The organism is Pseudomonas sp. PLB05 (genome assembly GCF_021106615.1).
Classification (GTDB): domain Bacteria; phylum Pseudomonadota; class Gammaproteobacteria; order Pseudomonadales; family Pseudomonadaceae; genus Chryseomonas; species Chryseomonas benzopyrenica.
This window is the reverse complement of record NZ_JAJOHO010000002.1, coordinates 1,102,285-1,116,001: the sequence shown is the minus strand read 5'-3', so window position 1 is coordinate 1,116,001 and position 13,717 is coordinate 1,102,285. Positions and strand designations below refer to the sequence as shown.

General features: G+C 62.6%; 10 protein-coding genes and 3 tRNA genes. 2 read left to right on the top strand and 11 right to left on the bottom strand.

Annotation, left to right across the window (positions count from 1 at the left end):
* Window positions 1-7: 7 nt before the first annotated feature.
* Window positions 8-895 (top strand): heme o synthase, encoded by an 888-nt coding sequence (gene cyoE, locus LRS53_RS11805; RefSeq protein ID WP_231356007.1) that lies wholly within the window; start codon window positions 8-10, stop codon window positions 893-895.
* A gap of 70 nt (window positions 896-965) precedes the next feature.
* Here cyoE and LRS53_RS11800 read toward each other — a convergent pair whose 3' ends face one another.
* From LRS53_RS11800 to rluD, 11 genes are all read right to left on the bottom strand, one after another.
* Window positions 966-4,859: a pilus assembly protein gene (locus tag LRS53_RS11800; RefSeq protein WP_231356006.1), complete on the bottom strand. Its 3,894-nt coding sequence runs from the start codon at window positions 4,857-4,859 to the stop codon at window positions 966-968.
* Entirely contained in the window at window positions 4,856-5,461 is a 606-nt protein-coding gene (locus LRS53_RS11795; protein ID WP_231356005.1) for a pilus assembly PilX family protein, read from the bottom strand. Before LRS53_RS11795 ends, LRS53_RS11800 begins: the two co-directional genes overlap by 4 nt.
* The gene (locus LRS53_RS11790) at window positions 5,458-6,255 is read right to left on the bottom strand and encodes a PilW family protein (RefSeq protein ID WP_231356004.1); all 798 of its coding nucleotides are present in this window, start codon (window positions 6,253-6,255) and stop codon (window positions 5,458-5,460) included. The genes LRS53_RS11795 and LRS53_RS11790 overlap by 4 nt, the downstream gene beginning before the upstream one ends.
* A 3-nt stretch (window positions 6,256-6,258) precedes the next feature.
* On the bottom strand, window positions 6,259-6,855 hold the full coding sequence (pilV, locus tag LRS53_RS11785) for a type IV pilus modification protein PilV (RefSeq protein ID WP_231356003.1): 597 nt from the start codon (window positions 6,853-6,855) through the stop codon (window positions 6,259-6,261).
* Window positions 6,856-7,389, bottom strand: a complete 534-nt coding sequence (locus LRS53_RS11780; protein WP_231356002.1) for a GspH/FimT family pseudopilin — start codon at window positions 7,387-7,389, stop codon at window positions 6,856-6,858.
* A gap of 293 nt (window positions 7,390-7,682) precedes the next feature.
* Window positions 7,683-7,758, bottom strand: a tRNA-Lys gene (locus LRS53_RS11775).
* A gap of 5 nt (window positions 7,759-7,763) precedes the next feature.
* Window positions 7,764-7,840, bottom strand: a tRNA-Pro gene (locus tag LRS53_RS11770).
* A gap of 10 nt (window positions 7,841-7,850) precedes the next feature.
* Window positions 7,851-7,926 (bottom strand) — tRNA-Asn (locus LRS53_RS11765).
* A gap of 162 nt (window positions 7,927-8,088) precedes the next feature.
* Window positions 8,089-10,653 (bottom strand): ATP-dependent chaperone ClpB, encoded by a 2,565-nt coding sequence (gene clpB, locus LRS53_RS11760; protein WP_160923889.1) that lies wholly within the window; start codon window positions 10,651-10,653, stop codon window positions 8,089-8,091.
* 131 nt (window positions 10,654-10,784) lie between these two features.
* Window positions 10,785-11,516 (bottom strand): peptidoglycan editing factor PgeF, encoded by a 732-nt coding sequence (gene pgeF, locus LRS53_RS11755; protein ID WP_173149067.1) that lies wholly within the window; start codon window positions 11,514-11,516, stop codon window positions 10,785-10,787.
* Window positions 11,513-12,472, bottom strand: coding sequence for a 23S rRNA pseudouridine(1911/1915/1917) synthase RluD (gene rluD, locus LRS53_RS11750; protein WP_017640836.1), 960 nt, complete (start codon window positions 12,470-12,472; stop codon window positions 11,513-11,515). The genes pgeF and rluD overlap by 4 nt, the downstream gene beginning before the upstream one ends.
* Window positions 12,473-12,660: 188 nt before the next feature.
* Between rluD and LRS53_RS11745 the strand changes: the two genes are divergently transcribed.
* Window positions 12,661-13,686 (top strand): outer membrane protein assembly factor BamD, encoded by a 1,026-nt coding sequence (locus LRS53_RS11745; protein ID WP_231356001.1) that lies wholly within the window; start codon window positions 12,661-12,663, stop codon window positions 13,684-13,686.
* The last annotated feature ends 31 nt before the right edge of the window (window positions 13,687-13,717 follow it).

The window sequence follows — 13,717 nt, the reverse complement described above, 5'->3', positions numbered from 1 at the left end:
GGCCGACGTGATGATCAAGAAGTACCTTCTCGTGACCAAGCCGGGCATCATCTTCGGCAACCTGATCTCGGTTGCCGGCGGGTTCTTCCTGGCGTCCAAAGGGAGCATCGACCCGCTGTTGCTGCTGGCGACGGCTATCGGGGTGTCGTTGGTCATTGCTTCCGGCTGTGTGTTCAACAACGTGATCGATATGGACATCGATCAGAAGATGGAAAGAACCCGCAATCGTGCCCTGGTTCAGGGCACGATCTCCTCGAAGGTGGCGCTGGCCTATGCCACCCTCCTCGGCCTGGCCGGGGTGGGGCTGCTGTACCTGGCGACCAATCTGGTCGCCACCGCCTTCGCGGTGATGGGTTTCGTGGTATACGTGGGGCTCTACAGCCTCTGGCTCAAGCGCGCCTCGGTCCACGGCACCCTGGTCGGCAGCCTGTCCGGTGCCGCTCCGCCGGTGATCGGTTATTGCGCCGCCAGCGGCCAGTTCGACAGCGGTGCTGCGGTGCTGCTGCTGATATTCTGCCTCTGGCAGATGCCGCACTCCTACGCTATCGCCATCTTCCGTCTCAAGGACTACACCGCGGCTTCGATTCCGGTGCTGCCAGTGGCCAAGGGCATCTCGGTGACCAAGCGTCACATCGTCTGGTACACCGTAGCCTTCCTGGCCGCCACCCTATTGTTGACCGTGCTTGGCTATGCCGGCTATGTCTACCTGGCGGTGGCCGCCGTGATCGGTGCCTGGTGGCTGCGCCTGGCCTTCATGGGCTATCAGGCCGAGAACGACGTGCAATGGGCACGCAAGCTGTTCGGGTTCTCCATCATCGCCATCACCGCCCTGAGCGTGATGATGTCGGTGGACTTCCAGATCCCGGGCGACGTGCTGCTGACCTACGCGCGTTGAGACGCACCGTTCCATGAAAAAGCCCGGCCTAGTGCCGGGCTTTTTCATGCCTGCGTGAAAATCACCTCAGCTAGTCCTGGTTGGTAATGACGCGCCAGGTCTGGCGGCGACTGGCGGGCAGATCACCCTGCAAGCCATTCGGCGACTTGCCGTCGCTGCCATAGATCGCCGCATTCGCTAGGGTACCCTCCATACTGAAAGTGCCGTCACCGTAGACGAAGGGCACGATCCCACCGAGCAGACCATCAAGCTGGATACGTCCATAGACCGTATCGGTCCCCAGATTGAACAGGCCGCTGTTGTTGCCGCCGGTGTAGGGATCCAGGGCATAAAGGTAGGTGGTGACTCCGGCGGTACAGGCGTCGGTGCTGGGGATCAGGGAGCTCATCAACAGGGTGCCGCTAAACAGTTGGGGCCTGTTGATCACCAGCTCGCCATTCAAGGGCAGGTTCAGATACCAGCCTTGTTTGCCATTGGCCGTCGTATTGGCGTCATAGCTGACCGACGCCGTGGAGATGGTGTTCGCCGTACTGCTGACGCTGGAACCGGCAGAGCTGGTGTAGCTGATGCGCTGATTGGTACCCAGGGTCTGCTGCTGCAGACTGGCGATCGTCAGTGCCGGAGTACTGCGGGCCGCCGATCCATCGGTCTGGCGATCCCAGATCCCATAGAGGGTCATGGCCTTGCTGGTATTGGCCAGGGCGTCGTTGGCCTCGAGGTATTTGCCGGTACCAAAGAGCACCAGATGTCCCGTTCCACTGGGATGAGCCACGACCGCAGGACTGGCGGTGATCGGCTGGACCAGATTGGTGGTACCGGGCGCCACGCTACTGGCCTGGGCGGTATAGAGGGGTCGACCACCGAAGGCGACACGGAAGTTGTCCGCAGTGGCCGTCGCGGTCAGGGAGGTGCTGATCAGATCGAAGCGCCAGAGATTGCCGTGCAGGTCACCGGCATAGGCATAGTCGGCGATGAGATCGCCATCGACATCGGCCACGAAGGCCGAACTCAGGCCGTTGGGTGTGGCGATGTTATCGCTGGCCGGCAAGGCCTTGATCAGGCTGCCATCGGCCACGTTCATCACATAGAGCACGGCATTGTCCTGCGCACTGTTGTACCCGTTGCTGACCACCACGCCCCAACCGCCGGTATGCAGCCGGGTGATGATCGGCTGCGCGTAGGTGAAGCCCAGGTCCTTGTAGCTGGCATCGACGTCCGACTTTTCCCAGAGCAGCACCGGGGTATTGGGATTGGTGATGTCCAGCGCAAAGATGCCCCGCCCTCCCCCGCGCAGCGTGCCGATCAGTACAGTGCGCCAGGCCCCATTGAAATAGACGTCGCCCACCACCGGCGTGTTGTCGACATAGGACTGATGGCCCCCACCGTTATAGCTGCGCTCGGTCAGTCGATTGAGAGTGCCGATGACCACGCTGGGAACGAAGGCATAGACCTCCTGCCCCTGGTCATTGAAGGCATGCAGCATGCCGTCGTTGGCGCCGACGTAGATACGTCGCTCACGGGACGCATTGGTGGTGCGGAACGTCGCGTAGGAGTTGTCGCCGACGGTCGCATTCATCAGGGCGATGGGACTATTGGGGCCGTCCACCACCACCGGAGAAGAATTCACGATGTCCCCGAGGATATGGCTGCGCGGCCGGAATGCCGGCGTGGCTCCGGGCGCCTCCTGGCCGCGATCCCCGCGCAGATAATCCACCCGGCGACTGCCATAGGTGTCGGTGGCACCACCGGAGGTCTTGTTGAGGCTGAGTTGTTGATCGGTATTCAGATTCGCCCAGGCGAAATCGGTCAAGGCGCCTCCCTTGGCCATGTAGATCTTGCGGGTGCCGAAGCCGGTATTACCCGTAGCGAATCTGCCATCGAGTTGTTGAGCGGCACTCCAGATCCTCATCTGGGTGGTACCCGTGCGCTGGTACTTGATGACATCCCCGCTCCAGTCGGTACTGGAAAAAGAAGGCGCATAGGTGAAGAGCGCGGTGGTATCCCCTACCTGGGTAGGCGATACGGTCTGGCTCGCGCCGACACTGGTGGACTGGGTGATCCGCGTGACGACCTTGCCAAGGGAGGTGATCAGATCGCTGGCGTTTTCCGCGCTGAAGAACTCGCCCCGCGAATTGATCGCCGCATGCCAGAGGTCATAGACATTGTTCTGGTTGACCGAGTTATCCGCACCCGCTACTGGCCAGGGTGTGCTACCGGCCGCCAGCCCGGAATAGCCTCCAGAGAAGGTATCGCCACCCCAGGCCGGATTGACCAAGGCGCTGCTCAGCCCAATGCCGACGTAGAAGCCGGTCAGATGCTGCCAAGTAGCCGGATCGTTTCGCGGATTCCAATAGGGGGCAAGCGTTCGAGTGCCCTGGATCTCGTTGCTGTTGACCGAGTTGTAGGGAGGCACCTTATTGTCCAGGCCAGGCTGGGCATCGGTACGCCAATAGAGAAAGGCCACATCCGCCAGAGTACTTGCCGTAACGTCCTGGAATGGCGCCTGGGGTGAGTACTGCTGGCCGTCCGGAAGGGTCACGGCGGTACCGTCAAGGTTGCCGGCGTTCAGTGCGGAATTCCAAATGCCATCGGTGACAACCAGACTATAGCTGGCGCGACAGCCATAGACGGGGGTATCGGTCGTACCCGGCTGAAAGGCATAGGGACTCTCAATGCCTGTGGTCTTGAGTAACTCTCCGACACGAGCAACCGCTTGAAGTAAAGGCGTACTCTGGTTGTAGTAGACATCGCCGAGCCAGGCAAAGAAGGCTGCCCGATGTGCGCCAGTGAAAGGCCTCAGCCGATTGTCATAGGTGGTCGAGCTAGAGTTACTGATACCGCGGCAATTTGCATTAGCCGTAACCAGGATGCAGCTGTCGCTGGTACCCAGAGCCTGCCATCCAAGCCGGAGATTTTCCGAGGCATCCGCCAATGCCAAGTTGGTCGATGTCTGAGCAGCCAGAGCCCGACTGCGATAGAAGGAATACCAATTGGCGAAATTCTGCCGCTCGTCCGTCCCGTTGGGACCGGAATTGGCGCTAACGAAGACACGGCGATAGCACTCGTCGATCTGAGTAGACGCAGGCGTACAGCCTGCGAGTGCAGTATCGTAGACGTAGTAGTATGCAGAAACACCGGTGACCTTGTTACCGAAAGACGCAGTGATAGTGTACGACAGCGATGAAATAATAACGCCGGTGATAAGCCCGCTGTAGACGACGTTGCGGGTGCACGTCACGGCACTGTAGCTAGGGTCAGCTATGTTGGCCGTACATCCTGAACCAGGAGAAAGAAGATCTTCTACCAGTGATTGATCCGAAATAGTGACAGTGACACCATTGATCGTTTCGGTGAAACTACCGGCGAACCTAATATTTCCCAACGTCAGCGTAGTACGGACAGAGCTAGTTCCTCGATATGTACTGTCAGTGAAATCCTGCGACGGGTTTTCTGCCAACACGCTGTCGCTGTCATTCCGCAGTCCTGGCATGTCATAGGTCGTTCCACGCGCTACATTAGGGTCGGTCGTGACCAGATTCGGGTTGTAGCTCCAACTCACTCGGTAGTCGCTAGCCAGATTGACGGTGCCTTGACCGGGTCGAAAGCCATTGACGTAAGCGCTGGTAAAACTGGTAGTCAATCGCGTCCGACTTAGCCCGCCGGTGCTGCTATAGCTCACGCTGTAAGGCGCTGGGTAGGTAATCGCCGGATTGTAATAAAGGCTGTTGAAGGCAGCGGACTTCGCTCGCCGAGTAGGTCTGATTTCCTTGGTATTCGACGCATCCGGTACCACCGCCATCTGCATGCTGGTGGAGTTATCCAGGGTCACGAACAGATTGGGACCGACACTGTTGGTCAGGAACAGTGGCTGCTGACTCAGGTTCAGGGCCGCCGCCTGGGCCGCAGGTGAGGCCAGGGTCAGCAGCAGGGCCAGAGACCCGATACCCGATGCAGCTCGACTCATGGCACCTCCAGGGCGACGACACTTTGCAGGATCACTGGAAAGCGCCGGCCTCTGTCTTGGGCAATGGCGGTGATCCGAAACAGGTTGGTAGCTGGCGCCGCGACATCGACCGAGCTGCTACCAATGGCCGTCACTACCCAACGGGGTGTCTGGGCGAAAGAAGCGCTGCCGTCGGAACCGCGATAGGCGACGGTACGCGCAGTAGGATCGGTCCCGCTCGCCTGAAGCGCCGCGGCTGCCCAGGTCTGGGTCAAGGCACCGGTATTGAGATCGCTCGCCTTGGTCAGGATGCACAGGTCGCCCGTAGGCGGCTTGACGAAAGCACTGCGTACCGCTGGCACACTTTCCGAACAACTGGCGAAGCCGGCACTGAAGGCGGTGAAGGACGGTTGCTGACTGAGAGCCACCAATCGCCGCTCACCTTCGCGTAACGCCGCTTCCGCGGCATTGAAGGCTTGGGTGTTCTCCAGGGCGGCGCCGCCACTGCGGGCCTGCAGCAGCGTCTGACGCATGCTGGAGGCCGCCAGTAGCGACAGCAGCAACAACATCACCAGGGCGATCAGCAAGGTCGCGCCGCGCTGCCTGCCAATGACCGGCCTCATAACGCGAGATTCCTCAGGGTAACAGTACTCTGCAGTATCTGCATGGGTCGACTGGCGTCCGCGACCTGTAGTCCGGTCAGGGTCTGCCAATTGGCAGCGGTGTTACTGGCCACATCACTGGTTAATGCCTCAGTGGTGCTGAGCAACGCCGCGTAGCGCACGGCCGGTGCATCCGCCTTGGGTGGAATGGACCAGCGGAAGTCCTGCAGCCCCTGCACCAGCACCGCACTGCCCTTGCGTGTCAGCGCGCCCCCACGCTCGCCCCAGACGGTGCAGCTAAGGGTGCCGCTGCCAGGGGTATTTCCTGCCGTGTAACGCAGCTTGAGCAGGACGTTGCCGCCCGTATTGAGATTCACCCGCGGGATGGGGTTGCCCAGGCAGTCCTGATCCTTGCTGTCCAGTGCCCCCTGATAGCGAATGCAGACGCCGGTGGGCGCGTTGGCACTGTCCGTGGTCGCCGCGAAGGTGGCGCCGGCGGCAAAGGCTGGACAGCTGATGTCATCGGCATCCTTGACCTCCCCCACCGCCGGAAAGGCTGCCTGGAGGCTACCCTGGTAACGGATTTCGGCGCGGAAGCCGGTCCGTGCGAGTTGCCGGTCGAGCACCTGCAAGGTCAGCTGGGCGTTGTTGCGATTACCGGTCTGGCCCTGCTGGAAGAGAAAGCTGCGCTTGTTGTTGATATAGATCTGCGAGACGCCAAGCACCAGGAAGGTACCCACGGTCAGGGCGATCATCATCTCGATGAGGGAAAAGCCCCTCTGTCTACGCGGCTTGCTATGCGGCTTGAGCTCCATGGCCTACAGCTCCGAGCGCAGGGCGTAGTAACAGACGCCCTTGGGGCAATTCAGCGAATCGTTGCTGACATCCTGCCAGGCCACCACCACCATCACCGGTGCCACCGCATTGGCCTCGCAAGCACCCAGCGGCGTAGTGTTGCCCGCGGGATCGCTGGACGGCAGTTTCGGTACGCCAGACGCCGGACAGACCGCGAAACTGCTGGCGATCAAGGCATCCGTCACCGGCAGCAAGGCCTTCACCTGATTCAACCAGCACCCCAGGTCCTGCCCCGCCACCGTCTCCCCGCCCGCGGAGCGATCCCGGTTCAGGCAGGTCTTGCCGGCATCGAGGGCCTTGGTGCGAAAGGTGGTCCCGGGTTGCTTGATGTAGGCCCCGTCGATCTTGACCTTGTCACTGGTTACCACCTGGTCGCGATTGCTGCGCATCAGTTCGAGCAGGTCGTTGGCCAGAACCATCGCATTGCTGCGCTGTACCGAATCCTGGGACAGGGCCACGCTGCGCGTCTGCAAGGCTACCATGCCCAGCACGCCGATGCAGATGATCACCAGACTGACCAGTACCTCGATCATGCTGAACCCACCTTCGCGGTGCTTCATCTAGCTGCACCCCACGGCACTTGGGCGACTGGGCACATAGTCGCCCACGCTCAGCACGCCACCCTGACTGAGGGTGAATTGCTTGCCCTGGGTAAGCGCACTGGTGGCGCAGACGCGAATGGTGGCTTCGCCGCTGAGTTTCAGACTGCCATTGGGCTGGAAGGTCAGACTGGTCAGAGGAGCACCTCCCACGGATCCGGTTCCGTTGACGCCGTTGCCCAGCCCTCCGCTGTATTGCCGCAGGACTTCGGCATTCGGCAGCACCACCGTCTTGGCTGTAGTGATTTTCAGCGCGCCCATCCAGCCGTTGGCATCTTCTGGATCGGTGGTGACGACGACATTCACCCCCCGACTCATGGCTTCACTGCGCGCGTAATAGAGCGCGCGCTGCAACTCCCCCGCTGCCGCCTGGACGCGGTTGCTTTGCACCAGGCTCGCGAAGCCGGGTGCCGCCAGCGCCGTGACGATGCCCAGCAGCGCTATGACGACCAGAACCTCAATGAGCGTGAAACCCGAGAGGCGTTTCAACTGCATTCCCACCGCCTGAAAACCCATTACTTAACCTGATAGTAGTAAGGGCTCAGGCAGCCGCTATGACCGGCTATCGCTTCGATTCGTCGCGGAAGCTACCTGGATCAAGGTGTTCGCTAGAGATGAGCGAAGTAGAGCGCGGCGTGATGAGCCGAGGATGACAAGCCGAAATACTGCTTGTTTGCAGTCGGAAGCAGAAAGATTCCGGGATGACACCCGGCTGGGCGCCGAGTCCCAAGAGAAAATAACGGCCTGGAAACGCAAAAACCCTCCTTGCGGAGGGTTCCTGGTAAAAATGGTGGGTCGTGCAGGATTCGAACCTGCGACCAATTGGTTAAAAGCCAACTGCTCTACCAACTGAGCTAACGACCCAAATATGGTCGGGGTAGGGGGATTCGAACTCCCGACATCCTGCTCCCAAAGCAGGCGCGCTACCGGGCTGCGCTATACCCCGAGAATGGAAGTGGCTCCGCGACCTGGACTCGAACCAGGGACCCAATGATTAACAGTCATTTGCTCTACCGACTGAGCTATCGCGGAATTTCGATCTTCCAACCCCTCTTACGTCAGTGCCTTTCGAGCTTTGCCGTAAGTGAGGTGCGCCATTTTACGGAAGTAGAAACAGACGTCAACACCTAGCCTGCTGTTTTTTCACAAATTTATGCGGAAAGCCGGGCAACCCCGAGGTCACCCGGTCTTTTCCTAGGCGAAGACGATCTCGTCGCCCTCTACGCTGCCATGGATCCGCGCGTTTGGCGCGAAGGCACCCGACAGGATGCGCTGCGCCAGGGGGTTCTCGATCCAGCGTTGGATAGCCCGCTTGAGCGGACGCGCACCATAGACCGGGTCGTAGCCCACGGCGACCAGCTTGTCCAAGGCCTCCGGCGTCAGTTCCAGTTGCAGATCGCGCTCGGCCAGGCGCTGCCGCAGGTGCTGCAGCTGGATCTCGGCGATCCCCGCGATCTGTTCGCGACCCAGGGGCTCGAACACCACCACCTCATCGATACGGTTGATGAACTCGGGGCGGAAATGACCGGCCACCGCATCCATCACCGCGGCGCGCTGGGCATCGGGATCGCCCACCAGCTCCTGGATCTGCGCCGAGCCCAGGTTCGAGGTCATGACGATCACCGCATTGCGGAAATCCACGGTACGGCCCTGGCTATCGGTCAGGCGCCCATCGTCGAGCACCTGCAGGAGGATGTTGAAGACATCCGGATGGGCCTTTTCCACCTCGTCCAGTAGGACCACCGAGTAAGGCTTGCGCCGCACGGCCTCGGTCAGATAGCCGCCCTCCTCGTAACCGACGTAGCCGGGCGGTGCACCGATCAGACGAGCCACGGAGTGCTTCTCCATGAATTCGGACATGTCGATACGCACCATGGCGTCCTCGGTGTCGAAGAGGAATTCCGCCAGCGACTTGCACAGCTCGGTCTTACCCACCCCGGTCGGGCCGAGGAAGAGGAAGGACCCGCTGGGCTTGTTGGGGTCCGACAACCCGGCCCGCGAGCGGCGCACGGCATTGGCCACGGCCGTGACCGCCTCGTCCTGGCCGATCACCCGGTTGTGCAGGGCCTCTTCCATGCGCAAGAGCTTGTCGCGCTCGCCTTCGAGCATCTTGCTGACCGGGATACCGGTCCACTTGGAGACCACCTCGGCGATCTCGTCTTCGGTGACCTTGTTGCGCAGGAGCTGGTTGGCCGGCTTCTCGTGCTGGTCGACCATCTGCAGACTGCGCTCCAGATCGGGAATGGTGCCGTACTGCAGCTCGGCCATGCGATTGAGATCACCCTTGCGGCGAGCGGCCTCCAGCTCGGTGCGGGCCTGCTCGATGCGCTGCTGCAACTGGGCGGAATCCTGGACCTCGGCCTTCTCGGCCTTCCAGATTTCCTCCAGATCGGCGTACTCCTGTTCGAGGCGGGCGATGTCCTCGTCGAGCTTTTCCAGCCGCTTGCGCGCCGCCTCGTCTTCTTCCTTCTTCAGCGCCTGGCGTTCCACCTTGAGCTGGATCAGCCGGCGATCCAGGCGATCCAGAGCCTCGGGCTTGGAGTCGATCTCCATGCGGATACGGCTGGCCGCCTCGTCGATCAGGTCGATGGCCTTGTCAGGCAACTGGCGGTCGGTGATGTAGCGATGGGACAGCTTGGCCGCGGCGATGATGGCGCCGTCGGTGATGGCTACCTTGTGGTGCACCTCGTAGCGCTCCTTGAGGCCACGCAGGATGGCGATGGTGTCCTCTTCGCTCGGCTCGTCCACCAGCACCTTCTGGAAGCGCCGCTCCAGGGCCGCGTCCTTTTCGATGAACTGGCGGTACTCGTCGAGGGTGGTGGCGCCCACGCAATGCAGCTCGCCGCGGGCCAGGGCCGGCTTGAGCATATTGCCGGCATCCATGGCGCCTTCGGCCTTGCCGGCACCGACCATGGTGTGCAGCTCATCGATGAACAGGATGATGCGCCCTTCCTGTTTGCTCAGTTCGTTGAGCACGCCTTTCAGGCGCTCCTCGAATTCACCGCGGAACTTGGCGCCGGCGATCAGGGCGCCCATGTCGAGGGCGAGCAGGCGCTTGTCCTTGAGGCCGTCGGGCACCTCGCCGTTGATGATGCGCTGGGCCAGGCCTTCGGCGATGGCGGTCTTGCCGACGCCGGGTTCGCCGATCAGCACCGGGTTGTTCTTGGTGCGGCGCTGCAGGACCTGGATGGTGCGGCGGATCTCGTCGTCCCGGCCGATCACCGGGTCGAGCTTGCCGTCCTCGGCGCGCTTGGTGAGATCGACGGTGAACTTGTCCAGCGCCTTGCGGCTGTCTTCGGCATTGGGGTCATTGACCGCTTCGCCGCCGCGCAGGTTGTTGATGGCGTTCTCCAGCGCCTTGCGCGAAACGCCCTGCCCCAGCAGCAACTTGCCGAGACGGGTGTTCTCGTCCATGGCGGCGAGCAGGACCAGTTCGCTGGAGATGAACTGGTCACCCTTCTGCTGGGCCAGGCGATCGGCCTGGTTGAGCAGGCGCGCCAGGTCCTGGGACAGGTTCACGTCGCCGGTGGGATTCTGGATCTTGGGTAGCTTGTCCAGCTCTTCGCCGAGAGTCTTGCGCAGGCTGGCGAGGTCGAAGCCGACCTGGCGCAGCAGCGGGGAAATGGAGCCACCCTGCTGGTCGAGCAAGGCGGAAAACAGGTGCAGCGGCTCGATGGCCGGATGGTCGTGGCCGACGGCCAGGGATTGGGCATCCGCCAGGGCGAGCTGCAGTTTGCTGGTGAAACGGTCTATACGCATGGGCAAGGTCCTTATCTGAAACGCGGGATGGCGCAGCAGAAGGCGCTCTCAATTACCCGCGGGAATGACCTTTAGATAGGGGCGATGCGTAACGATTCAAGCCAGGAAGGCTTGACATCCCAAAAAAATGCCTAGGGCTTGATCCAGATCAGGCTGGCAAAGCGACCGGTGCGAGAGGCGCGCCGGTAGGAGAAAAAGCGCTGGTGATCGACAAAGGTATCGAAGCCACCCCCATAGACCGCCGTGATGCCCTGGGCGGCGAGACGCAGACGGGCCAGGGCGTAGAGATCGCCCAGGTACTTGTCCCCGCCCTTGGCCACGAAGCACTGCCCGGCGTCACCGTGCTGGGCGAGGAAAGCCTCACGCACCTCGACACCCACCTCGAAGCTGGCTGGGCCAATGGCCGGCCCCAGCCAGACCAGCACCTCGGCGGGCGGCACGGCCAGACTGGCGGCAGCCGCTTCCAGCACCCCACCGGCCAGACCGCGCCAGCCGGCGTGGGCCGCCGCGACGCGGGAACCGTCCCGCCGGCAGAACAGCGCCGGCAGGCAGTCGGCGGTCATCATGGTCACGGCGATACCAGGCGTAGCACTCCAGGCCGCATCGGCACGCAGCACCTGGGTCGGGTCGGCTTCGACCACCGCGGTGCCATGAACCTGTTCGAGCCAGGCCGGCTGGCACCCCAGGGCCTCGCCCAGCCGTCGACGGTTCTCGGCGACCGCCGCCGGGTCATCCCCGACATGGGTGCCCAGATTGAAGCTGTCAAAGGGCGTCTGGCTGACACCGCCCATGCGGGTGGTGACGCAGGCCTGGACGCCGACCGGCGCCGGCCAGTCCGGCCGCAGCCAGTCGGCGCCTGTCACTCGAAGGACTCCCGGTCCTGGCGCAACAGATCCAGCAGCCAGACCAGGTCTTCCGGCAGCGGCGACTCCCAGCGCAGCCGTTCACCGGTCACTGGGTGATCCAGTTCGAGGAAACGCGCGTGCAGCGCCTGGCGCGGAAATTCGCGCAGGGTCTTGATCAGGGTCGGATTGGTCGCTGGCGGAATCTTGAAGCGACCGCCATAGACCGGATCGCCGACCAGCGGGAAACCGACGTGGGTCATGTGCACGCGGATCTGGTGGGTACGGCCGGTCTCCAGCTTGACCCGGGTATGGGTATAGGCGCGGAAGCGCTCCAGCACCCGATAGTGACTGACGGCTGGCTTGCCCCCGGCGATCACCGCCATCTGCTGACGACGCTGGGAATGGCGGCCGATGGGCGCATTGACCGTGCCGCCGGCAACGATCACCCCGGCAACGACGGCTTCGTAGATGCGGCTCACCGAGCGTGCCTGCAACTGGGCGACCAGATGGGTATGGGCCTCCAGCGTCTTGGCCACCACCATGAGCCCGGTGGTGTCCTTGTCCAGGCGATGGACGATGCCGGCGCGCGGCACGCTTTCCAGTCCCGGTACATGGTGCAGCAAGGCATTGAGCAGGGTGCCGTCGGCATGGCCGGCGGCCGGATGCACCACCAGCCCGGCCGGCTTGTCGAGCACCAGCAGGTGATCGTCTTCGTAGACGATGTCCAGCTCGATGTCCTGGGCCACCCACTCGCCCTGGGCCTCGCGCTCGGCACGCAGCGCCAGCTGGGCGCCGCCATGGACGGAGTCACGCGGACGCAGCACGGCGCCGTCGACGGTCAGGCTACCGTCCTTGATCCAGGCGGCGAGACGCGAGCGGGAATGTTCGGCGAACAGCTGGGCAGCGACCTGATCGAGGCGCTGGCCACCGAGTTCGTAGGGGACTTCGGCATTGAGAACGATGGATTCGGACATGGATCTGCGCGGGCAATGGCGGGGCTTTTGGAATCGGCCCGACCCTGTGGTTAAATACGGCGACTTTTTTGCCCCGGCATTCCGGGTCGATCATCATAACAGGACGGTTCCGGCCCCGTCACAGGCTAGGTGAACGCTCTCCGCGCTCATCCCTGCACCGCCGACCGTTTCGGGGAATCCAAGCCGCCATGCAATTGAAGCACCTGCTGCTGGTCACCAGCCTAGTCCTCACCGCCGCCTGCTCCTCGAAAGCGCCCGACGTTCCGGAAAATCTGCCGGAAGGCGAGCTCTATACCCAGGCTCAGCGCGATATCTCCAACAGCAGCTACACTGACGCCATCAGCAAGCTGAAGGCCCTGGAGTCGCGGTATCCCTTCGGTCGCTATGCCGAACAGGCCCAGCTGGAGCTGATCTACGCCAACTACAAGAATGGCGAGCCCGAGGCGGCGCGTACGGCGGCGGATCGCTTCATCCGCCTGCATCCGCAGCACCCGAACGTCGATTACGCCTACTACATGAAGGGCGTGTCCTCCTTCGAACAGGATCGCGGCCTGCTGGCGCGCTTCCTGCCGCTGGACATGACCAAGCGTGATCCGGGCGCGGCGCGCGACTCCTTCAACGACTTCGCCCAGTTCACCAGCCGCTTCCCCAACAGCCGCTACGCCCCGGACGCCAAGGCGCGCATGGTCTACCTGCGCAACCTGCTGGCGGCCTACGACGTCCACGTCGGCCACTACTACCTGACCCGCAAGGCCTATGTGGCCGCCGCCAACCGCGGTCGCTACGTGGTCGAGAACTTCCAGGGCACCCCGTCCGTAGGTGACGGCCTGGCAATCATGACCGAGGCCTACAAGCACCTGGGTCTCAACGACCTGGCGGCCACCAGCCTGGAAACCCTCAAGCTCAACTACCCGGACAACGTCAGCCTCAAGGATGGCGAATTCCAGCTGCGCGAGCCGGACGACAAGGATCAGCAGCGTTCCTGGCTGACCCGCGCGACCCTGGGCCTGATCGATCGCCCGAGCGATCCGCTGCCGCCCGGCGAGACCCGCGCCAGCCAGGACATCCAGCGCAAGTACCAGGAAGAGCGTGACAACCTGGCGCCCGAGCTGCGCATCGTCGACCCGGCCGAAGCCGAGAAGGCCGGCGGCGCGACCCCGGCTCCGGCCAAGCGCTCCTGGTTCAGCCGCCTGACCTTTGGTCTGTTCGACTGATCCGGCAGCAGATGTGCAAAGGGGAAGCCAC